The organism is Sinorhizobium terangae (assembly GCF_029714365.1).
GTDB classification, from domain to species: domain Bacteria; phylum Pseudomonadota; class Alphaproteobacteria; order Rhizobiales; family Rhizobiaceae; genus Sinorhizobium; species Sinorhizobium terangae.
This window is the reverse complement of the sequence record NZ_CP121659.1, coordinates 959,218-983,176: the sequence shown is the minus strand read 5'-3', so window position 1 is coordinate 983,176 and position 23,959 is coordinate 959,218. Positions and strand designations below refer to the sequence as shown.

Genomic DNA, 23,959 nt, shown 5'->3' with positions numbered 1-23,959 from the left:
GTCTTCAGGCGCCGGTCCGCAAGGACCGGCGCTTTTCTTTTGTCTGGTCGCCTTCGACGAGCATCTCAACTGCGCGCAGCTCGCGTCGCCGAATGGAACTATCTAGCTGAACTGGAACGAAAAACGCCGCCTCTTGCGAAGCGGCGTTTTGAAAGGGGGTCGACTGGCTTCCGACTGCGGCACGAGGAATCCGCGAGCGTCGAGAACCAGCCGACCGACCCCACGACCCAGGAGATGCGGCGGACCTGAGCATCATGGGGTAACCGATTGGTGATGGAAGTCACGCTCCATACGTATCAGCATTGCCTGAAAATAAAAAAAAATCAACGAATTCTTAATCGCCGGAGCAAGGTTGCTCGGCGTTTGGTTAATTCTGTCTCATATTCGGACAATGCCGAATCTGCCGCTTATGGAAATGCTTTGCCCCAGCACCCGCGACGCAGCGGAGAATACAACTTTAAAGAAACTTAACAAGAGCCTGAAAGGAGCATTCTAATCGCGGTCGATTGACCGCATTACTTGCCGCCCTCAAGGTTAGGCGGCCGCCGCGACAACCCTGTTGCGCCCGTTGTTTTTGGCTTGATAGAGCGCCATGTCGGCGCGCTTCAACAACGCTTCCGGCGTATCGCCGTCCGCCCTTAGGCTGGAGATGCCGAGCGAGGCCGTGACGGGATGAACCGCATCAGCCTGGGGAATAGCGAAGGCTCGGCTCTCAACCATCAGACGAAGGCGTTCGGCGACGATTGCAGCCATTTCCGGGGTAGTGTCGGGCATGACGATCACGAATTCCTCGCCACCAAACCGGCACGCGAGATCCGCACCCCGGACCGTCGCGCGCACGCGGTTGGCAAATTCGCGCAACACTTCGTCGCCCGCATCATGGCCGTAGGTATCGTTGATGTGCTTGAAGCGGTCGATATCGGTAATGCAGATGGAGAGCGGTCGTCCGCGGGCAGCGGCGCGGTCCATCAGCAGCTTCAGATGATTGTCCAGGTAACGCCGATTGTGCAGGCCCGTGAGATCATCGGTGATCGCCAGTTCGATAGTCTGCTGGACGCTCGCCCGCAGCCGGTCATTGCAGTGCTTGCGGCGGATTTGCGTCAGCGTGCGAGCCACCAGCTCATTGGGATCGACGGGGCGCATGACATAGTCCGTCACGCCAAGTTCGAGCGCCCGAACGACCATCTCGTCGCGTCCCTGCTCCGTGACCAGCAGGATCGGTATGAAGCGCGTGCGCTCCAGCGAACGCAGTTGCGAGCACAAACGCAGCGGATCGTAGTCGTCAAAGTTCGCGTTGACGATGACCAGGTCGAAGTTGCTTTCGGCCGCCTCGAACAAGGCAGCCTGAGGATCCGATATGATCGACACGTCGGCGATCGGTTTCAGGGCGCGCAGGAGCCGCTCCTGGGATGAGGCGCGCGCGTCGACCAGCAGAATGTTACCCGGCTCATCCGGGCGATCCGGGCGGGCAAGGTCCTGCAGACCGATCGTGTGCGCCGTTTGCGCGCGAAGGCGCAATTCGTCGCTGACGTTCTTCAACCGCACCAGGCTCTTGACGCGCGACATCAGTTGCAGGTCGTTGACCGGTTTGGTGAGGAAATCGTCGGCACCGGCCTTCAGTCCACGTACCCGATCGGACGGTTGATCGAGCGCCGTCACCATCACCACTGGAATATGCGCGGTCCGGCTGTTCGCCTTCAGCCTCTCGCAGACCTCGAAACCATCCATGCCTGGCATCATGATATCGAGCAGCACCAGGTCCACGGGCGTCTTTTCGCAGATCGCCAACGCAGATTGCCCGTCCCCGGCCGTCAAGACGTCGAAATATTCAGCCAGCAGCCGCGCCTCGAGGAGCTTCACGTTGGCTGGTACGTCATCGACGACGAGGATACGTGCTGTCATCTCAAGTTTCCCGACGCTCAGGCATCGCCCAGATAGGTCTTGATTGTTTCGATGAATTTCGGAACCGAAATCGGTTTGGAGACATAGGCTTCGCAACCGCCCTGGCGAATGCGCTCCTCATCGCCCTTCATGGCGAATGCGGTTACGGCAATGACCGGAATGACATGCAGCTCATCGTCTTCCTTGAGCCACTTGGTGACCTCCAGGCCGGAAACCTCGGGCAACTGGATATCCATCAGGATCAGGTCGGGCCGGTGTTTGCGCGCAAGCTCGAGCGCCTCCATGCCGTTGCGCGTCTGGATCGTCTGATAGCCAGAAGCCTCAATCAGGTCGCGGAAGAGCTTCATATTCAGCTCGTTGTCCTCAACAATCATCACCTGTTTGGGCATGTCGATACCTTACTGTCCGCAGCCGCCTTGCAAGTCCACGAGGTCTCGATGTGATCGATTCCAATAAGCGAGAGCGGGATGCGAGCGGAAAACCGCAAACACTTTTCCTCATCTCGCTCTGGACATATAAGTTGCACAATCAACGACTCGGCCCATTTCCTCAGTCGCGAGGCTAGCGCTATTTGGTTGAAAAATAGGTAATTCCGGGCGAAAGATGACGAGAGGTTCGACACCATGAAGAGCGCTGACGAAACGGCAATCGCCATCCTCGCCTGGCTCGCCGACGAACCGGAACTTCTGTCCCGCTTCCTCGGCCTGACCGGCACCGACCCCGGTTCACTGCGCACGGCAATCGGCGAGCCGGGTTTCATGGGCGGCTTGGTCGCCTTCCTGATGGACCACGAGCCGACGCTGATGGCCTTTTGCGAGGCGACGCAAACGCGACCGGAAGAAGTGGTCCGCGCGCACCACCTTCTCTCCGGTGCATCGGATTTCGAGGATAGTTGAGCATGGCCGCCGGCCGACCCGACGACGTCATTCGTCTGGGGCACAGACCCCTGATCGTCAGCGACGTCGATGAAGTTGTCCTGGAATTCCTGACGCCGTTCAAGCTCTTCCTCGAAAGCCGTCAGCATAGGCTGTTGCCCCGCTCCTTCCGCCTGAGCGGCAACATCGTCGATCTGCAAGACGGCGAAGCAGCGAGCGAGGCAACTGTGAAGGCGCTGCTCGACGCCTTCTACGATACGCAGCAACGATGGCAGACACCGGCCGCGCTGGTGGTCAACACGCTTGCGGAACTCTCCGCCGAGGCGGACATCGTGTTTCTGACCGCGATGCCACCGCGGCATGCGGCCAAGCGACGTGCGCTGCTCGACGCCCTCGGCCTCCCCTATCCGCTGCTCGCCTCCGAGGAACCCAAGGGGCCGCTTGTCGAGCAACTGCACGGAGGCCGGGAACTCCCCGTCGTCTTCATCGACGACATCCTGCGCAATCTCCATTCGGTAAGGGATTACGCACCTTCGTGCCTTCTCATAAACCTGATGGCCAACACCGAATTTCGCGCTCTTGCCCCGGTACCCGACGCCGGCATCCATGCGGCTGCGGATTGGACAGAGGCCGTGCCACTGATCCGTGCGCACTTCGGACGTTGGGCGCCACGGAGGTGAGTCGCATTTCAAGCGGCTCTTTCGGCGCGCGGTCACTGCGTCGGAGACGACGCCCGATTCCAATACCCGCCGAATTCCAGCAGTTATGCTCATCGGCTCAAATCCAGTCGCATCAGCGGTCTGCCGTCCTTGCGCCGTGCAACCGTCTCGAAACCGGCAAGGTCGAAGATTGCCGTGGAGCCGATGCACAGCGTTGGCGATTTCGACTGCTTGGCGTGGTCGATCGGGCATGCGTCGAGAAAACGGGCGCGCCCGGCCCGTGCATGGTCGATCGCCGCAGCAAGCAGGCGATGGCTCAATCCGTTTCCACGCAGGCGCGGCAGAAGGAACAGACAACTCAGCGCCCAAACTGTTCGGTCCTCGGCCTCGAAATCATGAAGCGGTCGCGAGACCATGCGCGGCGAATTGAATTGGGGGACGTCATGACGCGGGCCGACCTGCACCCAGGCCACCGGCGCGCCCTCGCAATATCCAAGTATGCCGGGTGGCGGTCCGGCTGCGATCCGATCTTTGATGAAGCCCTTGCGCTCATCGGACGACATACGCGTGCGGATGGCGTTTGGCAGCCGCAGGGCAACGCACCAGCAGCCGCAAAAGGCGCCTTGCCGGCCGAAGAGTTGTTCGAAGTCGTGCCAACGCTCCGCCGTGACCGGCTCGAATTCAAGGACGATATCCAAAACGGCCTCCGATCTCCGCCTTGAGACTCAGTAGCGTAGAGCGTAAAGTCGCCGCGTTCAACATTTGTTCCGGATATGCCCGACAGCGCCGCATCGATTCCTGGCTTCTGCCGAGACTGCCTCAGGGCGCAGGCCACCGAACCACGACGGTGTCTGTCTTGCGGCAGCCCGCGGCTTCTTCGCCACTCCGAACTCTACAAGCTGACGCTCGCGCATATCGACTGCGATGCCTTCTACGCGTCGATCGAGAAGCGCGACGATCCGGAGCTTGCTGACAAGCCGGTGATCATTGGCGGCGGCAAACGCGGCGTCGTTTCGACCGCCTGCTACATCGCCCGCATTCACGGTGTTCGCTCCGCCATGCCGATGTTCAAGGCGCTGGAAGCCTGTCCGCAGGCGGTTGTGATCAAGCCGGACATGGAGAAATATTCGCGCGTCGGACGCGAAGTACGGTCGCTGATGCTGGAGCTGACACCGCTTGTACAGCCGCTGTCGATCGACGAAGCCTTCCTCGATCTCAGTGGCACCGAACGTCTCCATCACGATCCCCCGGCCCGGACACTTGCCCGGTTCGCGAAGCGCGTGGAGCAGGAAATCGGCATCACCGTCTCCGTCGGCCTGTCCTACTGCAAGTTCCTCGCCAAGGTTGCGTCCGACCTGCAGAAGCCACGTGGCTTCTCTGTCATCGGTCAGGCCGAGGCGGTGGACTTCCTCAAGGAGCGTCCGGTCACACTGATCTGGGGTGTCGGCAAGGCCTTTGCCGCGACGCTCGAAAGGGACGGCATCCGCACCATCGGCCAATTGCGGATGATGGAGGAAGCTGACCTGATGCGCCGCTACGGCACGATGGGCCAAAGGCTCTACCGCCTCTCGCGCGGCCGGGACGAGCGGATCGTGGAAACGGACGGAGAGGCCAAGAGCGTGTCGTCGGAAACCACGTTCAACGACGATCTGTCGCGCCCGGAGGAACTGGTCCCGCACCTCAGGCGGCTCAGCGAACAGGTGGCGCTGCGCCTACGCAAGGCGGAGCTCGCCGGACAAACCGTCGTCCTCAAGCTCAAGACCGCCGACTTCAAACTTCGCACACGCAACAGGCGGCTCGACAGCCCGACACGTCTGGCGGATCGTATCTTCCGCACCGGCCTCCAGCTTCTGGAAAAGGAAGTCGACGGTACGCGATACAGGCTGATCGGCATCGGCGTCAGCGACCTGTCCGATCCTAGCCTTGCCGATCCACCGGACCTGGTGGATCCGGCAGCGACTCGGCGCGCGGCTGCCGAGGATGCCATCAACAAGCTGCGCGAGAAGTTCGGCAAGACAACCGTCGAGACCGGCTATACCTTCGGCCCCCGGCGTCGCGATCAGTAGCCCGGTCGCGTAAAGAGATACAGCACTTCAAGATGCTATAGCGACCTTATGCGCCCGAAAGAGGCGCGGCGCCGTAGGCCTGCTCGCACGGATCGAATTCCTTAAATATTGGCGGATACGCTCATTCGACGGTTCTTGCGTTGGAATGAGAGTATGGTTTTGCGTTTCACTCTCGGAGGCGGGTTCGCCCTCCTGCTGGTCTCTGCGTCGTCCGCGTTTGCCGCCAGCGATCAACCGCTGCAGGTGATCGTCTCGACGAAGCAGCAATCGATCGTCGTCTATGACGGCAATGCCGTCATAGCCACCTCGAAGGTATCGACCGGGAAAGGCGGCCATTCGACGCCGACGGGCATCTTCTCGATCCTCGAAAAGCGCCGCCACCACAAGTCCAACATCTATTCGAACGCGCCGATGCCGTTCATGCAGCGGCTGACCTGGTCCGGAATTGCCCTCCACGGCTCGGACCACGTACCAAAATATCCGGCCTCGCACGGTTGCGTGCGGTTGCCCAGCAAATTTGCGGCAAAACTGTTCAAGATGACCAGGCACGGAATGCACGTGCTGATTTCTGATCGACAGGTGATTCCGACCGAGGTTTCGAGCGCCACGCTTTTCCAGCCGAACCAAGCGCTTGAAGAAAAGCCGGCTCCGCTTTCGGATGTTCCGCTGCGTCCCGCACTCAGCCAGAAGGAGAACGATCCCCTCGAAGTGGCCATGATCAAGACGGCCTCAGTGCCGGCCGCTTCCAGCCAACCGCAGGCACCGATCCGCATCTTGATCACGCGGCGCAGCACCCGCGACACCATCCGCGAGCTGCAGGTGCTGCTAAGCAGCCTCGGCTTCGATGCCGGCATTCCGGATGGCTGGACCGGTCCCGCCACGTATGATGCCGCGCGTGCCTTCCAGTCTGCCGAAGGCCTTCCACCTGACGGCAAGATAACCCCGGAACTGATCGACAAAGTGTTCCGCAAGGCCGGCCGCGAAAAGCCGTCAAACGGCATACTGCTCGTGCGTCAACGGTTCCAGCCGCTCTTCTCGGCCGACGTTGATATCGAGCAGCCCGAAGCTGCGCTGGGAACGCATTTCCTGCAGTTCCAGGATCACGATGCGGCAAGCGGCGCCGGCAAGTGGTTTGGCGTTTCCCTGGAAAATCACTTGCCTGTGTCGATGAAAAAACGCCTCGGCATTTCCCTCGACGCCGATCCTTCGGCATCCGATGCCCTTCAAGCAACGCTGGAGCGGATCACCGTCGCCGCTGACGTGCGGGCGCGGATCGCAGGCCTCCTCGTCAACGGATCATCGCTGTCAATCTCCGATGCGGAGAGCGGACAGGAGACCGGTGAGGGAACGGATTTTATCACCTTCACGCGCACTTCCGCGCGCTGACAGACCCGGAGCAAATCCGTACGGAAAGCCGTTACACTTATTTTCCCTAGACGAGCTCGACATCGACGACACCGGGGGCCGAGCGAAGCGCCGCGGCGATCTCCGGCGAAATCCGGTATTTCTCGTTGAGCTCGACCTCGATCTCCCGCTGGCCGTTTTCCTTGATGACCACGAATGAGACGAGACCATCGCCCTTCGTGTTGAGATGGGAGGCGATGGAGCGCAGCGGACCGGCGTCCCGAACAAACACCCTCAGCGCCTTCTGCATCTGCAGCGACTCCTCTTCGAGAGACCGCAGAGTCTGAATGCGAAGGCCGATTCCTTCCGGACGCTCCTCGGCGGCGACCGTCATGACCAGCGATTTGCCCGGCTCGAGAAGATCGCGATACTGGTTCAGCATTTCCGAGAAGAGAACGGCCTCGAACTGGCCCGATGCGTCCGAAAAGGCGACGATCCCCATCTTGTTGCCGGTGCGCGTCTTGCGCTCCTGCTTGGACGTCACCGTTCCGGCCAGGCGGCCGGCGGTCGCCCCCTGCTTCACGGCTGCAGCGAAATCGGCGAAAGTCTGCACGCGCATCTTCGCCAGCAGCTTGTTGTAGGTATCGAGCGGATGGGCGGAAAGATAGAAGCCGAGCACCTGGAACTCCCGGTGCAGCTTCTCGGAGGCGAGCCAAGGCGTGTAGGCCGGCAGCGCGATTCTCTCCGGACCGGTTGCGGCACCGGCGCCGAACATATCGCTCTGGCCGCTCACCTTGTTTTCCTGCGCGCGCTGGGCAAAGCCCAGGACCCGATCAAGACCGCCAATGAGTTCGGCCCGGTCGTAGCCGAAGCAATCGAATGCGCCTGCGGCGATCAGGCTTTCGAAAACGCGCCTGTTCAGGAGCTTCGGATCGATCCGGAGGCAGAAGTCCTCGAGGCTCGCGAAGGGGCGATCGCCGCGGACAGCCACGATGTGCTCGACGGCCGACTCGCCGACGCCCTTGATCGCGGCTAGCGAATAATAGATGCGGTTGTCGCCGGTCTCGAAATGGCGGAAGGAGGTCTGCACCGACGGCGCGATCACTTCGATACCGAGGCGCATGGCGTCCTGACGGAAATCGTTGATCTTTTCCGTATTGGACATATCGAGCGTCATCGACGCGGCGAGGAACTCAACCGGATAATGCGCCTTCATATAGGCGGTCTGGTAGGAGACGATTGCGTAGGCGGCCGCATGCGACTTGTTGAAGCCGTAGTTGGCGAACTTCGCAAGCAGGTCGAAGATCAGGTCGGCCTGCGGTTTCGATACCTCGTTCTTGACGGCGCCTTCGACGAAGCGGGCGCGTTGCTTGTCCATCTCCTCCTTGATCTTCTTGCCCATGGCGCGGCGCAACAGATCGGCCTCGCCGAGCGAGTAGCCAGAGAGCACCTGGGCGATCTGCATCACCTGCTCCTGATAGACGATAACGCCCTGCGTCTCCTTCAGCAGGTAGTCGATCTTCGGATGGATCGACTCGATCTCTTCCTCGCCGTGCTTGCGGGCGTTGTAGACCGGAATGTTCTCCATCGGGCCCGGACGGTAGAGCGCAACGAGGGCGATGATGTCCTCGATGCAGTCCGGCCGCATGCCGATCAGCGCCTTGCGCATGCCGGCGCTTTCCACCTGGAACACGCCGACCGTCTCGCCGCGGGAAAGCATCTCGTAGGTCTTCACGTCGTCAAGCGGAATGCTCGCAAGATCGATATGAATGCCGCGCTTGGCGACGAAATCGACCGCGGTCTTCAGCACCGTCAGCGTTTTCAAGCCGAGGAAGTCGAATTTGACGAGGCCGGCCTGCTCCACCCATTTCATGTTGAACTGGGTGACCGGCATGTCCGAACGCGGATCCCGGTACATCGGCACCAGCTTCGAAAGCGGCCGATCACCGATGACGATGCCGGCGGCGTGCGTCGAAGCATGGCGGTAGAGGCCCTCGATCTTCTGGGCGATATCGAGGAGGCGCGCCACGACCGGCTCCTTTTCCGCCTCCTCCTGAAGCCGCGGCTCCTCCTCGATCGCTTTCGAAAGCGGCGTCGGATTGGCGGGGTTATTCGGCACCAGCTTGCAGATCTTGTCGACTTGGCCATAGGGCATTTCGAGCACGCGGCCAACATCGCGCAACGCCGCACGCGCCTGAAGTGATCCGAAGGTGATGATCTGCGCCACCTGCTCGCGGCCGTATTTGCCCTGAACGTAGCGGATCACCTCTTCACGCCGGTCCTGGCAGAAGTCGATATCGAAGTCGGGCATCGACACGCGTTCGGGATTGAGGAAGCGCTCGAACAGCAGCGAGAACCGCATCGGATCGACGTCGGTGATCGTCAGCGCATAGGCAACGAGCGATCCCGCACCCGAGCCGCGGCCCGGGCCGACGGGAATGTCGTGCTGCTTGGCCCACTTGATGAAATCCGAAACGATCAGGAAGTAGCCCGGGAACTTCATGCGTTCGATGACGCCGAGTTCGAAGGCCAGCCGCTCGCGATAATCCTCTTCCTTGTAGCCGGGTGCCATGCCGAGCTTCGCCAGGCGACGCTCCAGCCCCTCCTCCGCCTGCCGACGAAGCTCCGCAGCCTCCGCACGCTCGGCTTCCTCCGGGTCATCCGAAGCGCCGGTGAAGCGCGGCAGGATCGGCCCCCGCGTCTTCAGCATGAAAGAGCAGCGCCGGGCGATTTCGATCGTGTTCTCCAATGCCTCCGGCAGATCGGCGAAGAGCGCCGCCATTTCCTTGCGGCTTTTCAGATAGTGGTCCGGCGTCAGCCGGAAACGGCTGTCATCCGAAACCATCGCGTTGTGCGCGACTGCCATCAAAGCGTCGTGCGCATCATAGTCGGCCGGCGCGGGAAAGAACGCCTCGTTGGTCGCCACCAGGGGCACATCAAAGCGATAGGCGAGATCGACCATGCGGCTCTCGTGCCGCCGGTCATAATTGCCATGCCGCTGCAGTTCCAGGTAGAGCCGGTCGCCGAAGAGCTCGATCAACGCTTTCAGCCGATTTTCGGCCAGAACCGGCGAACCCGCCTTCAATGCCATGTCGATCGGTCCGCTCGCCGCCCCCGTCAGCGCGATCAGTCCATCGGTCCCGCCTTCGGTCAGCCATGACCGGGTTATTCGCGCCGCCTGGCTGCCCTCGCCGTCGAGATAGGCGCGGCTGACGAGGTCGACGAGCCGGACATAGCCAGCGTCCGTTGCGGCGATCAGCACGAGCGACGGCAGCTTTGCAAGCTGATGATGATGGCCGCGCCGCTCCACTTCGGCCTCGTCCTCCATGTCGATCGACAATTGGCAGCCAATGATCGGCTGCAAGCCGTCATCCGCCGCCTTTTGGGAGAATTCGAGCGCAGCAAACAGATTGTTGGTGTCGGCAATGCCAATGGCTGGCTGTTCATCGGCCACAGCCTTGCCGATGATCTTCTTCAGCGGCAGCGCGCCCTCGAGCAGCGAGAAGGCCGAATGCACACGCAAGTGTACAAACTGCGGATCCTTCACAGTGGCGCCCTGCCCAAGGCTTTCGTCATTCGCCATCGTTGCACTCCGATTCCCGTTCGGAGCAGAGGATATCCCGTTTCCGGTCCTTGATGTCCAGCACAACGGCCGGAGCCACGGTCTTTTTTCAACATTGCATCCGAGGCAGCGCAGGTCCGACGCGGCCACGCCATGCGAAGCCGCACCAGCGCAGAAGGATCAGAATCCGAGCGCAATCACTGAAATGCTGGCGATGAACAGGCTCATGGAGGCGAAGGCGGCGAGATCACGAACGAAATCAGTCATAATATGGCTCCTTTCCGCTATTGTTTTTCTTTTGTTCTTTTTTTGTTCCGAAGTCAAGCAAGCCTGAATAAAAGATCCCGTAATTCAAAGTTCATGGTTAACGCGTGTGGCTGGGCACCAGATTGCAACTCCCAAGATCCAAACCAAACCGCAGGCAGTTCGGAGGCCGGCACCGTTTGTTCCCTTTTTGTTCTTTACAAGCTGGCGATGTTACGGCATCCTCGCTGGCGAAAATGGGAGGACGCTCATGTTCAGCATCGAGGAACTCACCGACTTCATCGTCGAGGCGAAATCGAGAACCTATGTCGGCGGCGGAGCGGCGCTCCCTGCCTGCAGACCCGGCTCACGCGATATCGGTCACCAGCGCGGTGCGTGGAGCTATCTCGACAGCTATTTCGGCGGAACGGATTTTGCCGGCCAGGAAACCGTCTGGCACGGAGGCAATCCGCGCTGGGCGATGAATTATTTCGGTCGAATCATCCGTCCGGACCTAATCGACGCGGAACGAGCCGGCGCCGTCATCAAAACTGCACTACAGACCATGTACCGCGACAGGCGCCATTTCCTCGGCGGCACGCGATATCAGCACGCCTACGGTTGTTACGTCGACAGCAGCCGCGGGGCGACCGATCATTTTTCCGGACGCGAGGTCATCTTTGTCGATGGCGAAGAGGCCTATGAGCTCGATTATCGCGGCGGGCTCATCGTTCCTTGACCAGCTCGCGATGATCCTGGGCCGAAGCGACCCGATCATAAACCTGGTCACTCCAATGAGTCGGAGCGGGACGCGCGCGGAAAGCCGCACACTTCCTCCTGCTCTACCCGCGCACTACTTCAGTTCGACGACCTTCCCGTCCTCGATCGTCACACGGCGATCCATCAGGGAGGCGAGTTCATGATTGTGCGTCGCAATCAATGCGGCAAGGCCCGACTGGCGTGCCAGTGCCTCCATCGCCTCGAACACATAGCCGGCGGTCTCGGGATCGAGATTGCCGGTCGGCTCATCGGCCAGCAGAACGAGCGGCGCATTGGCCACAGCACGGGCGATGGCGACGCGCTGCTGCTCGCCGCCCGAAAGCTCAGCCGGCCTATGGCTGCCACGGTGGCCGATGCGCATATAGTCGAGCAAAGCGGCGGCTCTCTCCGCCGCTTCTGCCTTCGGAAGGCCGGCAATCAGTTGCGGCATCATGATGTTTTCCAGCGCGGAAAATTCCGGCAGAAGGTGATGGAACTGATAGACGAAGCCGATTTCCTTTCGCCGGATAGCCGTGCGCCGATCATCGCTGAGCCCGTTGCAAGCCAATCCATTCACGACGACTTCGCCCGCGTCCGGATGTTCGAGCAGGCCCGCGACATGCAAGAGCGTCGACTTGCCGGTTCCCGAAGGCGCCACGAGCGCGACGGTCTCACCGCTTCGCAGCGTGAAATCGACGCCCTTGAGAATCGGGAGGTAGGTGTCGCCCTCGCCATAGTGCCGCTCGATGCCGGAGAGCTGCAGTGCCACACGCGCATTCATTTTGCGTTCTTGTCCTTGTTATTCGTACCGCAGGGCCTGCACCGGATCGAGGCGCGAGGCACGCCAGGCCGGGAAGATCGTGGCAAGGAAGGAAAGGGCAATCGCCATGATGACGACGGCAATCGTCTCGTCCGCATTCATATCGGCGGGAAGCTGGCTCAGGAAATAGAGCTCGGGATTGAAGAGCGTCGTTCCCGAGACCCACGAGAAGAACTGGCGGATCGATTCGATATTAAGGCAGACGACGACGCCAAGGAGCACGCCGGCGATCGTGCCGGCGACCCCGATGGCGGCGCCGGTCATGAAGAAGATGCGCATCACCGATCCGGACGTTGCGCCCATGGTTCTGAGGATTGCAATGTCGCTGCCCTTGTCCTTCACCAGCATGATGAGGCCGGAAATGATGTTCAAGGCCGCGACCAGCACGATCAGCGTCAGGATCATGAACATCACGTTGCGCTCGACCTCAAGCGCAGAGAAGAAGGTTTTGTTGCGGTCGCGCCAGTCGGTGATGAAGATCTGCCGGCCGGCCGCATCTTCAATGGGCTTGCGCAGGGAATCGACCCCGTCCGGATGTTCGGCGAAAATTTCGATCGATTGGACGAGGCCCTCGGCGTTGAAGTAAAGCTGCGCCTCCTCGAGCGGCATGAAGATGATCGTTGCGTCATATTCCGACATGCCGATTTCGAAGATCGCCGAGACGGTATAGGCCTTGACGCGCGGATTCATGCCCATGGGCGTCACATCGCCGTTCGGCGAGGTCAGCGTGATCGTGCCGCCGACACGGATGCCCAGCTGTTCGGCCATGCGCGAACCGATTGCAACACCGCTGCCAGACGCAAAGCCGACCAGATCGCCGGACTGGATGTGCTCGGAAATGGATTTCAGCTTCGAGAGGTCGTCAGGACGGACCCCGCGAACGAGGGCCCCTGTCGACGCATCACCGTAGCCCTGGGCGAGCACCTGTCCCTCGACCATCGGGATCGCCATGGTCACGCCCGGTACCGCCGAAAACTTATTGGCGAGTTCCGCGTAGTTGGTCAGCGGACCATCGAGCGGCTGTACGATGATATGGCCGTTCATGCCGAGGATGCGGGAAATGAGCTCGGTGCGGAATCCGTTCATCACCGCCATGACGATGATCAACGTCGCGACACCCAGCATGATGCCGATGAATGAGAAGCCGGCTATGACCGAGATGAAGGCCTCTTTCCGACGCGAGCGCAGATAGCGCCAGGCCACCATGCGCTCGAACGCGGAAAAGGGACGGCTGGAAGGCACACCAGACTGAGCGGCAGCCTGCACCTGGTCTTCAGTCGCCGCGGTCATCTTCGCTTCCTTCGTCCTTTATCTCGTCGCAACCAGCTTGTTGATCGCGGCTTCGATCGTCATCGTCTCGCGCTCGCCGGTCTTACGATCCTTGATCTCGACTTCGCCGTTCGCAACCGACCGCGGTCCAACGATGATCTGGACAGGGACACCAATAAGGTCGGCGGTCGCAAACTTCGCGCCGGCGCGGTCATCGGTATCGTCCAGAAGCACGTCGAATCCAGCCTTCCCGAGTCCCGAGTAGAGCGTGGCGCTCGCCGCATCGCAAGCGGCATCACCCGCTTTCATGTTGATGACGACGACATCGAACGGGGCGATCGACTTCGGCCAGATGATACCGTTCTCGTCGTGCGATGCCTCGATGATCGCGGGCACAAGACGGGTCGGGCCGATACCGTAGGAGCCCATGTGCACGGTGTGCTCCTTGCCGTCCGGTCCGAGCACCCTCGCGCCCATCGCTTCGGAATATTTTGTGCCGAAGTAGAAGATGTGGCCGACCTCGATGCCGCGCGCCGACAGGCGTTCGCTCTCGGGAATGGCGTTGAAGTCCGCCTCATCATGCATTTCCGAGGTTGCGGCATAACGTGAGGTCCATTTCTCGAAGATCGCCTTCAGGCCGGCGACATCGTCGAAATTGGTATCCTCGCCCGGGATGTCGAATCCGAGGAAGTCCTTGTGGCAGAAGACTTCCGACTCGCCCGTGTCGGCAAGGATGATGAACTCGTGGCTGAGATTGCCGCCGATCGGCCCCGTGTCGGCGCGCATCGGGATCGCACGCAAGCCCATGCGGGCGAAGGTGCGCAGATAAGCGGCGAACATCCGGTTATAGGCGTGCTCCGCCCCTTCGCGATCAAGATCGAAGGAATAGGCGTCCTTCATCAGGAACTCGCGCGAGCGCATCGTGCCGAAGCGCGGACGGATCTCGTCGCGGAACTTCAACTGGATGTGATAGAGGTTGAGCGGCAGGTCACGATAGGACTTCACGTAGGAGCGGAATACGTCCGTGATCATCTCCTCGTTCGTCGGGCCATAGAGCATCGGCCGGTCCTGCCGGTCCTTGATGCGCAGCATTTCCTTGCCATAGGCATCGTAGCGTCCGCTCTCCTGCCACAGCTCCGCCGACTGCAGGGTCGGCATCAGGAGCTCGATCGCGCCGGAGCGGTTCTGTTCTTCGCGAATGATCGCGTTGACCTTGTCGAGCACGCGCTTGCCAAGCGGCAGCCAGGTATAGATGCCGGCAGATTGCTGGCGGATCATGCCCGTCCGCAGCATCAGGCGGTGGGAAACGATTTCCGCTTCCTTCGGATTTTCCTTCAAGATGGGCATGAAAAAGCGGGACAGGCGCATGACAGGTTCCAGAACTTGGTGGACTTGGCAATATCGGCGGATTCGGGCGAAATGACGTTGTGCTTCGGCCACCTTCGCCCGAGCAAGGAGAAGCGGCTTAGCCCATTGCGATCGTACTCTTGAATTTCTCCTCCGACACGGCCGGTGGAAAGCATTTCGAGCTCAGCGTTCATAACCGCTTCGCGCGCGGATGAAAACCCTGCCGCAGCGGGAAGAAAACCACATAATAGATGGCGTTTGGTGGGAAATGCGCGGGACTGGCCTGCGTCAAAAGAGCACGGTAGTAACAGAACAAGGACGGCTCCTGTCAACGGAAAAAAATTGCCGGACTGTCGCAAAAATGCAAAAAAAGCAGATGACAGCGCCCAATGTTTGAGCTAATTTCGGCTCACAAAACAGGCAAGAAGACCAAATTCTTGCCGGAATTCGCGGTCAAGTCTTGGGAGGATAAGATCTTAGGCGCGCTCGTTCGCTGCCGCCGGAAACGGATTAAAGATCACGCGAAACTTAGAAAACAAGGCTTTACGCCTTGTTTTTTTTTGCTTTTCGCAGCCTCCCTTTCACCGAAGCACTGTTGAAATATGTCAATTCTCTGGCAGTCAACCCGAGAATTTTTCGTTGCCGCTCAGGTCCCGGCGTCGGCGCCACCCGTTCTCCCTCGGAACTGCGAGAAAACAATTATTCAACTGCGAATTTGGCGGCGGGCTTTTGCCCGCTGGCACGATTTTTGCCCATCGGCAATTCGCAGTAGGCCTCGGCAGCCATTCAATAAAATTTCGGCGCGAAACGCGGGATGGAATCGATCCCGTATCCCAGTTTGACCGAAACGAAATACCAGCCGAGGTGAATGGCAGCAGCGATGGCGGTGGTCAGCAGCACGACGCGCAGGGCGCGGAACCGCGCGGGAGCGCTTTCGACACTGCCGGGCACGACATCGTTTTCCTCCGCTTGCGTGCGCACTCCCAGCGGCAGAACGGCAAAGAGCGTGAGCCACCAGATGATGAAATAGATAGCAAGGGTCGAAAAAACGGACATTGCGGGTCTCAATTCTTATCGCTGGATGGCCCTGCAGCGCCGCGCGTCTGATCAGACGCGCAGAGGACGCTGTAGCACTTTGAATTACCGCAAGGCCATCGCGTCCGCCTTATAACGCCACTCAGCCCGGCCGGCAAACAAGTGGGCCGCGCCCGACTGTCACACCTCTTCCAGTTCGATCAAGGTGCCTTGAAAGTCCTTGGGGTGCAGGAACAGAACCGGTTTGCCATGGGCGCCGATTTTTGGCGTTCCATCGCCGAGCACCCGTGCTCCCGCCTCCTTCAACCGGTCGCGAGCCGCAATGATGTCCGCCACCTCATAGCAGATGTGGTGCATGCCGCCCGCAGGGTTCTTCGCAAGAAAAGCGGCAATCGGGGATGCCGCGCCCAACGGCTCCAGCAGTTCCACCTTCGTATTCGGCAGCGTTACGAACACGACCGTGACACCGTGCTCGGGAAGCGCCTGCGGCTCGGTGACGTTTGCGCCGAGCATCGTACGGTAACTTTCAGCCGCCGTTGCCAAATCCGGCACGGCGATCGCCACGTGATTTACCCTTCCCAACATCGAATGCTCCCTTCCTTCGAGGCTCCGCAGTGGATTACGCCGCGCCTTCAGGTGGGGAAATCAGACTTTGGTAACAAAAACCGTGACAACCGGCTTCTTGCCCCATACCTGATTGGCGGTACTGCGCACAGCGCGGCGAACCGCTTCCTGCAACATGGCGAGATCCTTCCGCTTTGCCCGAGGGATACTTTCCACCGCGCCGAGCACAGCGTCGTAGAGCGTATCGCCCATATCCTCGCCCTCGTCGTCGAATTCCGGAAGTCCGATCGGTACGACATCCGGATCACCGAGGAAATCATAGCGATTGTCGAGCACGACATTGACGGAGACGTGGCCGGCGAAGGAAAGCTTACGCCGCTCGCCGATGCCCATCTCGTCGAAGTCGCCGATCAACGTTCCGTCCTTGTAGATGCGACCGTGCGGCGCCTGGTCGATCACCTCCGCTGGGCCGGGTGCCAGGCGCAGGATTTCACCATTGCGCAGCCGCGGCACACTAGCGATACCGGAGTGCAGCGCCAGTTCGGCATGTGCGGTCAGGTGGGCTGCCTCGCCGTGGACGGGCACGACGATCTGCGGCTTGACCCACTGGTACATCTGCTGCAGCTCGTTGCGCCGTGGGTGGCCGGAAACATGCACGAGCGCCTCGCTGTCGGTAATGATGTGAATGCCCTGCTCGATCAGGCCATTCTTGATGTCGTTGATCGCCTTTTCGTTTCCTGGAATGGTACGCGACGAGAAGACGATCGTGTCACCGGCCGAAAACGCCACATTGCGCATCTCATCCCGGGCGATCTTGGCGAGCGCTGCCCGAGGCTCCCCTTGGCTGCCGGTCAGGATCACGACGACCTTGTCGCGCGGAATATAGCCGAACTCGTCCTCAGCCAGGAACGGCTTCAGACCTTCCATCAGGCCGAGGTCCCTGGCGACGTCCACAACGCGCTTCATCGAACTGCCGAGCAGCAGAACCTCCCTGCCCGCTGCCTCCGCCGCTTCGGCGACAGAGCGAATCCGGCCGACATTCGAGGAGAATGTGGTGATGCCGACACGACCTTCAGCATTCGCGATGATCTTGGCGAGACTTTCAGAAACCTGTTGTTCGGATGGCGAAACGCCGTCGCGAAGCGCGTTGGTGGAGTCGCAGACGAGCGCCAACACGCCTTCCTCGCCGATCTGGCGGAAACGCGCTTCGTCCGTGATCGGGCCGAGCGACGGCTCAAGATCGATCTTCCAGTCGCCCGTGTGCACGATAGTGCCGAGCGGCGTGCGGATGACGAGCGACATCGGCTCAGGGATCGAATGGTTGACGCCGATTGCCTCGATGCTGAAGGGGCCGACATTGATCCGGTCCCCCTGCTTGAAGATCGTGACCGGAATTTCGCCGCGGCTTTTTTCGAAATCGCGCTTCGCCTCGAGCATGCCGGCTGTGAAGGGCGAAGCATAGACCGGAACGTTGAGGCCCGGCCAAAGGTCGTTCAACGCACCATAGTGGTCCTCATGCGCGTGCGTGATGATGATCGCCCTCAGATTGCGGCGCTCCTCGGCGAGGAAGGCGATGTCCGGCAAGACCAGTTCGACGCCGGGCAGTTCCGGGCCGGGGAAAGTCACACCGCAATCGACCATGATCCACTGGCGGTTGCCGGGCCGGCCATAGCCATAAAGGCCGAGGTTCATGCCTATTTCGCCGACGCCGCCAAGCGGCAAGAACACCAGTTCTTCTTCCTGCGCCATATCGTCGCGCGCCCCTATTCTTCAATCATCCAAAAAATACATCACCGGCGGCAATCGCCTGCTGGGTGCCGGATCCCGTGTCGAGCAACAACCGGCCGTCCTGATCAATACCGGCAAAGCGGCCCGAAAGCGACCGATCCGGCAGGTTGACGGTGATCGTCTCGCCGATCCCCCGCGCCGCCGCACGCCAGAGCTCGATGATCTTGGCGATGCCTGCGCCGCGGTCCCAGAGGGAGAGCATCTCGGCAACGGCGAGAAAAAGATGTGCGAACAGCTCATCCGGCGACGCCGACGCCCCCTCGCGACGAAGTGACGTCGCGGGATAGAGCGCTCCTTCGGGTGCGATGCCGACATTTACCCCGATGCCGATGACCAGTGCCCGCCGCCCGTCGGCAAGTTCCTCTCCTTCAAGAAGAATGCCGCATACCTTCTTGCCATCAACGAGGATGTCGTTCGGCCATTTGATTTCTACCGGCGCCGCGGCCGGCGGCATTACTGTCCGGATCGCCCGATGCGCGGCCACCGCGACGGCAAGCGGCAGCGAATGCAATCGCGCAATCGGCGCCGGATCGATGAGAAGCAGCGATGCGTAGAGGTTGCCGGGTTCGGAAACCCATGCGCGGCCGCGACGGCCGCGGCCGCCCGTCTGTCGGCCGGCGGTGATCCAGAGATTGCCGGGATCACCTTCTCGCGCCTTCGCCAGACACTCGCTGTTGGTCGAGATGGTCTCGGCAAGCGCAACATGCCGGAAGTCGTCAGGCGAAATCCGGCCGCCGCCCTTCCCGCCGGTCAAAAGAAGGTCCGCGCCGCAACTTCCGCGGCGCTTCCGAGCGGCCCGCCGATCAGCACGTATCCGAGAACGAACAGACCGGAGAGGCCGAAGACAAGGCGCAGTTCGCCGGCGGTGCGCGCGAACTCACCCTTGGCCTCATCGAACCACATGACCTTGATGACGCGCAGGTAATAATAGGCACCGACGACAGACGCGAGCACGCCGATGATCGCGAGCGCGTAGAGATGCGCCTCGATGGCGGCGACGAACACGAAATACTTCGCGAAGAAGCCTGCGAGCGGCGGGATGCCTGCCAGCGAGAACATCAGGATCGTCAGAGCCGTCGCCATAAACGGATTGGTCTGCGAGAGGCCGGCAAGGTCATCGATATTCTCGACGTGCTCGCCTTCCTTGCGGCGCATGGCGAGAATGCAGGCGAAGGTGCCGAGCGTCATGATCATGTAGATCAGCATGTAGAGGATCACGCCGCGCACGCCCGCCATCGAGCCAGCCGCAAGACCGACCAGCGCATAACCCATGTGACCGATCGACGAATACGCCATCAGCCGCTTGATGTTCCTCTGGCCGATTGCCGCGAAAGCGCCGAGCAGCATGGAAGCGATCGAGATGAAAACGACGATCTGCTGCCAGTCCGCGACCACCGGTTCGAAGGCATTGATGACGATGCGAACGAGGATCGACATCGCCGCGACCTTCGGTGCGGCTGCGAAGAAGGCGGTGACCGGGGTCGGTGCGCCTTCATAGACGTCCGGCGTCCACATGTGGAACGGAACCGCGGAAATCTTGAAGGCTAGGCCGGCGAGGATGAAGGCCAGGCCAAAAACGAGGCCCAGCGAACGGCCTTCCGCCGTCAGGGCCGCGGCGATCTCGTCGAAACCGGTATGGCCGGTGAAGCCGTAGACGAGCGACATCCCGTAAAGCAGCATGCCCGACGACAGGGCGCCGAGAACGAAGTATTTCAACCCGGCTTCCGTCGAACGGACGCTGTCACGATTGATCGCCGCCACGACATAGAGCGCCAGCGACTGCAGCTCCAGCGACAGGTAGAGCGAGATCAGGTCGTTCGCGGAGATCATCAGCAGCATGCCGAGAGTCGCCAGCACCAGCAGCACCGGAAACTCGAAGCGGTCGATCTGGGTCGAACGGGCATGGCCGACGGTCATCACCATCGCCGTAATCGAGCCGATCAGCGCCAGGACCTTCATGAACTTGGCGAAGGGATCGGAAAGGAAGGCGCCGCCATAGGCCTCACCCTCGCCTGTCTTCAGGACGAGCCACAGCCCGGCGATGATCAGCAGTGCGACGGCAAGTCCGGTTACGGTTGGCGTGGACGACCTTTCGTTCGAAAAGACGCCAATCATCAACAGCACCATCGCGCCGGCCGCGAGGATCAGCTCGGGAACCGAGAGTTGCAGGCTTGCGAAGAGGGTTTCAGCAGTCATGTCCAGTCACGTCCTGTGGTCATTGCACCGAAAGCGCAACGTCTTGCGCTGCCTGCAGGGCTGCGGAGTAGTTGTTTACGAGCAGATCCACGGAGGCCGCGGTCGCATCGAAGACCGGTGCCGGATAGACACCGAAGAAGATCGTCAGAATCACCAGCGGATAGAGGATAAGCTTCTCACGTGCCGATAGATCGAGGAGCGCCTTCAGGCTTTCCTTCTCGAGCGCACCGAAAATCACCCGGCGATAGAGCCAGAGCGCATAGGCGGCCGAGAGAATGACGCCGCTGGTGGCGAACAAGGCGACCCAGGTATTGGCGCGGAAGGCACCCACCAGCGTCAGCACTTCGCCGACGAAGCCCGAGGTCCCGGGAAGGCCGACGTTCGCCATGGTGAAGACCATGAAGGCGACCGCGTATTTCGGCATGTTATTGACGAGGCCGCCGTAGGCCGCGATCTCGCGGGTGTGCAGGCGGTCATAGACGACGCCGACGCAAAGGAAGAGCGCTCCCGAGACGATGCCGTGCGACAGCATCTGGAAGATTGCGCCCTGTACGCCCTGCGTATTGGCGGCAAACGTGCCCATGGTGACATAGCCCATGTGCGCCACCGAGGAATAGGCGATCAGCTTCTTGATATCGGTCTGCATCATCGCCACCAGCGAGGTGTAGATGATCGCGACGATCGACAGCGTGAACACGAACGGCGCGAAATAGTCCGAAGCGAGCGGGAACATCGGCAGCGAGAAGCGCAGGAAGCCGTAGCCGCCGAGCTTCAAGAGGATGCCAGCCAGAATGACCGACCCCGCAGTCGGCGCCTGGACGTGCGCGTCGGGAAGCCAGGTGTGCACCGGCCACATCGGCATCTTCACCGCGAAGGAGGCGAAGAAGGCAAGCCATAGCCAGGTCTGCATCTCGCGCGGGAACTTGTAGGCCAGCAGTTCTGTGATATCGGTCGTGCCGGCCTGCCAATACATCGCCATGATGGCGAGCAGCATCAGCACCGAGCCCAACAGCGTGTAGAGGAAGAACTTGTAGCTCGCATAGACGCGATCCCTGCCGCCCCAGACGCCGATGATGATGAACATCGGAATGAGGCCTGCTTCGAAGAACACGTAGAAGAGCACGATGTCGAGCGAGACGAAGACGCCGAGCATCAGCGTTTCCAGCATCAGAAACGCGATCATGTATTCCTTCAGGCGCTTCTCGATCGTGAGCCAGCTCGCCAGCACGCAGAACGGCATCAAGAGCGCGGTCAGCGGCACGAACAGCACGGAAATGCCATCGATGCCGAGGTGATAGGAGATGCCGGTGCCGAGCCACTCGCGCTTCTCGACCATCTGGAAGCCCGGGTTCGAGGGGTCGAACTGATACCAGATGTAGAGCGAGACGGCGAAGGTGAAGATCGTCGTCAGCAGCGACACGTTCAGGATGTTCCGGCGGCCGTAGACGCTGTCTTCCCTTGTCAGCAAGAGAAGCAGAACGCCGACGAGCGGCATGAAGGTGACCGCGGAAAGTACGGGCCAATCGGTCATCAGAAAGAACTCCCGAGCATCATCCATGTAACGAGCGCAGCGATGCCGATCAGCATGGCGAACGCGTAGTGATAAAGGTAACCGGTCTGCATCCGCACGACGCGATCGGTTACATCGAGGACACGCGCCGCAACACCGTTCGGTCCAAAGCCGTCGATCACCCGGCCGTCACCCTCCTTCCAGAGGAAGGTGCCGAGGCGCTTGGCGGTACGAACGAACAGGAAATCGTAGAGCTCGTCGAAGTACCACTTGTTCAGCAGGAACTGGTAAAGACCGCGGTGCTGGTTGGCGAGGTACTTCGGCGTCTCCGGCGAGCGGATGTACATGTACCAGGCGGTGTAGAGGCCGAGCGCCATGGCCACGAACGGGCTCCACCGCACCCACAGCGGAACGTGGTGGTATTCCTCGAGAACTTCATTTTCCGGCAGCGTGAAGAGAGAGCCCTGCCAGAACTCGGCATAGTGATGGCCGAAGAAATAATCGTGGAACAGGAAGCCCGCGACAAGCGCGCCGGCGGCCAGGATATAAAGCGGCACCAACATCACCTGCGGCGATTCATGGACGTGATGCATGACGTCCGAGGAAGCCCGCGGTCTGCCGTGGAAGGTCATGAACGTCAGGCGCCACGAATAGAAGCTCGTGAACAGAGCGGCGATTACCAGAAGGATGAAGGCGAAGGTAGAGACGGCACTATGCGAGGCGAAGGTCGACTCGATGATCGCATCCTTCGAGAAGAAGCCGGCCGTGCCGATGACGGTTCCGGGAATGCCGACGCCCGTCAGCGCAATCGTGCCGATGAACATCATCCAGTAGGTGACCGGAATGTGTGTGCGCAAGCCGCCCATGTAGCGCATGTCCTGCTCGCCATCGACGGCGTGGATCACCGAACCGGCACCAAGGAACAGGAGCGCCTTGAAGAAGGCATGCGTGAAGAGGTGGAAGATCGCGGCGCCATAGGCGCCGACGCCGAGCGCCACGAACATGTAGCCGAGCTGCGAGCAGGTCGAATAGGCGATGACGCGCTTGATGTCGTTCTGAACGAGGCCGACCGTCGCGGCAAAGAAGGCGGTGATGGCGCCGATCAGCGTGACGACCGTCAATGCATCGGGCGAGAGTTCGAACAGCGGCGACATGCGCGCGACGAGGAAGACGCCGGCGGTGACCATGGTTGCAGCATGGATGAGGGCCGACACCGGGGTCGGGCCTTCCATGGCATCCGGCAGCCATGTGTGCAGAAGGAACTGCGCCGACTTGCCCATCGCGCCCATGAAGAGCAGCAGGCAGGCAGCCGTCACGGCGTTCGCTTTGTCGAGATGCATACCGAAGAGCGTGATGACGGCTTCCCCGGCTTCGGCGCCTTCTGCAGGCAGGTAGCTCTGGGCGGTGGCGAAAACGGTTTCGAGATTGATCGAACCGAAAAGCACGAAGACCAGGAAGATGCCGAGCGAGAAGCCGAAGTCACCGACGCGGTTGACTATGAAGGCCTTGATCGCCGCAGCGTTGGCCGAAGGCTTCTTGTACCAGAAGCCGATCAGCAGATAGGACGCAAGGCCCACGCCTTCCCAGCCGAAGAACATCTGCAGGAGATTGTCCGACGTGATCAGCATCAGCATCGCGAAGGTGAAGAGCGACAGATAGGCGAAGAAACGCGGCCGGTTCGGATCATGATGCATGTATCCGATCGAATAGATGTGCACCAGCGTCGAAACCGTGTTGACGACCACGAACATGACGGCCGTCAGGGTGTCGACACGGAAGGCCCATTCGACATCGAAGCTGCCGGACTGGATCCAGCGCAGTACCGAAACCTTGAGCATTTCCTCTTCGCCGAGCGCGACGTTGAAGAAAACGAGCCAGGACAGCGCGACCGCGATAACCATCAGCCCGCTTGTCACATATTCGGATGCCTTGGCACCGATCTGCGTGCCCAGAAGACCAGCAACGAGAAAGCCGATCAGAGGCAGAAAGACGATAGCCTTGATAATGGTGTCCATAGCCC

Annotated in this window: 19 protein-coding genes; 5 read left to right on the top strand and 14 right to left on the bottom strand. The window is 60.7% G+C overall.

All coding sequences use genetic code 11. The features are described 5' to 3' along the window. Positions 1–534: 534 nt before the first annotated feature. Together QA637_RS04630 and QA637_RS04625 are read right to left on the bottom strand one after the other, a co-directional pair. Entirely contained in the window at positions 535–1,902 is a 1,368-nt protein-coding gene (locus tag QA637_RS04630; protein WP_283063922.1) for a PleD family two-component system response regulator, read from the bottom strand. Between the two features lie 17 nt (positions 1,903–1,919). After that, entirely contained in the window at positions 1,920–2,291 is a 372-nt protein-coding gene (locus QA637_RS04625; protein WP_037382972.1) for a response regulator, read from the bottom strand. 234 nt (positions 2,292–2,525) lie between these two features. Here QA637_RS04625 and QA637_RS04620 point away from each other — a divergent pair, with 234 nt between their 5' ends. Together QA637_RS04620 and QA637_RS04615 are read left to right on the top strand one after the other, a co-directional pair. Beyond that, the gene (locus QA637_RS04620; protein WP_283063916.1) at positions 2,526–2,798 is read left to right on the top strand and encodes a DUF3572 domain-containing protein; all 273 of its coding nucleotides are present in this window, start codon (positions 2,526–2,528) and stop codon (positions 2,796–2,798) included. 2 nt (positions 2,799–2,800) lie between these two features. Continuing rightward, positions 2,801–3,457 (top strand): hypothetical protein, encoded by a 657-nt coding sequence (locus QA637_RS04615; RefSeq protein WP_283063914.1) that lies wholly within the window; start codon positions 2,801–2,803, stop codon positions 3,455–3,457. Between the two features lie 89 nt (positions 3,458–3,546). Here the strand turns inward: QA637_RS04615 and QA637_RS04610 are convergent, their stop codons facing one another. After that, positions 3,547–4,134, bottom strand: coding sequence for a GNAT family N-acetyltransferase (locus QA637_RS04610; protein ID WP_283063913.1), 588 nt, complete (start codon positions 4,132–4,134; stop codon positions 3,547–3,549). Between the two features lie 75 nt (positions 4,135–4,209). Between QA637_RS04610 and QA637_RS04605 the strand changes: the two genes are divergently transcribed. After that, positions 4,210–5,502 carry a DNA polymerase IV gene (locus QA637_RS04605; protein ID WP_283063911.1) on the top strand — a complete coding sequence of 431 codons (1,293 nt, stop codon included), beginning with the start codon at positions 4,210–4,212 and terminating at the stop codon, positions 5,500–5,502. Between the two features lie 159 nt (positions 5,503–5,661). Beyond that, positions 5,662–6,888, top strand: a complete 1,227-nt coding sequence (locus tag QA637_RS04600) for a L,D-transpeptidase family protein (protein WP_283064875.1) — start codon at positions 5,662–5,664, stop codon at positions 6,886–6,888. A 46-nt stretch (positions 6,889–6,934) separates the two neighbouring features. Here QA637_RS04600 and dnaE read toward each other — a convergent pair whose 3' ends face one another. Then, on the bottom strand, positions 6,935–10,429 hold the full coding sequence (dnaE, locus tag QA637_RS04595) for a DNA polymerase III subunit alpha (RefSeq protein ID WP_283063909.1): 3,495 nt from the start codon (positions 10,427–10,429) through the stop codon (positions 6,935–6,937). A gap of 493 nt (positions 10,430–10,922) precedes the next feature. Between dnaE and QA637_RS04590 the strand changes: the two genes are divergently transcribed. Beyond that, a complete protein-coding gene (locus tag QA637_RS04590) occupies positions 10,923–11,390 on the top strand; it encodes a DUF5680 domain-containing protein (protein ID WP_153436593.1) in 468 nt (155 codons plus the stop codon). A 114-nt stretch (positions 11,391–11,504) separates the two neighbouring features. Here the strand turns inward: QA637_RS04590 and QA637_RS04585 are convergent, their stop codons facing one another. The 10 genes from QA637_RS04585 to nuoL all read right to left on the bottom strand — a co-directional run bounded on the left by QA637_RS04585 (position 11,505) and on the right by nuoL (position 23,954). Beyond that, positions 11,505–12,191, bottom strand: a complete 687-nt coding sequence (locus QA637_RS04585; protein ID WP_153436592.1) for an ABC transporter ATP-binding protein — start codon at positions 12,189–12,191, stop codon at positions 11,505–11,507. An 18-nt stretch (positions 12,192–12,209) separates the two neighbouring features. Next, the gene (locus tag QA637_RS04580) at positions 12,210–13,520 is read right to left on the bottom strand and encodes a lipoprotein-releasing ABC transporter permease subunit (protein WP_283063907.1); all 1,311 of its coding nucleotides are present in this window, start codon (positions 13,518–13,520) and stop codon (positions 12,210–12,212) included. A gap of 18 nt (positions 13,521–13,538) precedes the next feature. Beyond that, on the bottom strand, positions 13,539–14,867 hold the full coding sequence (gene proS, locus QA637_RS04575) for a proline--tRNA ligase (RefSeq protein WP_283063905.1): 1,329 nt from the start codon (positions 14,865–14,867) through the stop codon (positions 13,539–13,541). A 765-nt stretch (positions 14,868–15,632) separates the two neighbouring features. After that, positions 15,633–15,902: a DUF1467 family protein gene (locus QA637_RS04570; protein WP_153436589.1), complete on the bottom strand. Its 270-nt coding sequence runs from the start codon at positions 15,900–15,902 to the stop codon at positions 15,633–15,635. Positions 15,903–16,061: 159 nt separating this feature from the next. After that, complete coding sequence (gene mce, locus QA637_RS04565; RefSeq protein WP_153436588.1) at positions 16,062–16,466, bottom strand: methylmalonyl-CoA epimerase; 405 nt, start codon at positions 16,464–16,466, stop codon at positions 16,062–16,064. 60 nt (positions 16,467–16,526) lie between these two features. Then, positions 16,527–18,194, bottom strand: coding sequence for a ribonuclease J (locus QA637_RS04560; RefSeq protein WP_283063902.1), 1,668 nt, complete (start codon positions 18,192–18,194; stop codon positions 16,527–16,529). Between the two features lie 25 nt (positions 18,195–18,219). Next, a complete protein-coding gene (locus QA637_RS04555; protein ID WP_153436586.1) occupies positions 18,220–18,987 on the bottom strand; it encodes a biotin--[acetyl-CoA-carboxylase] ligase in 768 nt (255 codons plus the stop codon). After that, entirely contained in the window at positions 18,984–20,429 is a 1,446-nt protein-coding gene (gene nuoN, locus QA637_RS04550) for an NADH-quinone oxidoreductase subunit NuoN (RefSeq protein WP_153436585.1), read from the bottom strand. Before nuoN ends, QA637_RS04555 begins: the two co-directional genes overlap by 4 nt. A 19-nt stretch (positions 20,430–20,448) precedes the next feature. Then, positions 20,449–21,960: an NADH-quinone oxidoreductase subunit M gene (locus QA637_RS04545; RefSeq protein WP_153436584.1), complete on the bottom strand. Its 1,512-nt coding sequence runs from the start codon at positions 21,958–21,960 to the stop codon at positions 20,449–20,451. Continuing rightward, the gene (gene nuoL, locus QA637_RS04540; RefSeq protein ID WP_283063898.1) at positions 21,960–23,954 is read right to left on the bottom strand and encodes an NADH-quinone oxidoreductase subunit L; all 1,995 of its coding nucleotides are present in this window, start codon (positions 23,952–23,954) and stop codon (positions 21,960–21,962) included. The genes QA637_RS04545 and nuoL overlap by 1 nt, the downstream gene beginning before the upstream one ends. Positions 23,955–23,959 lie beyond the last annotated feature (5 nt).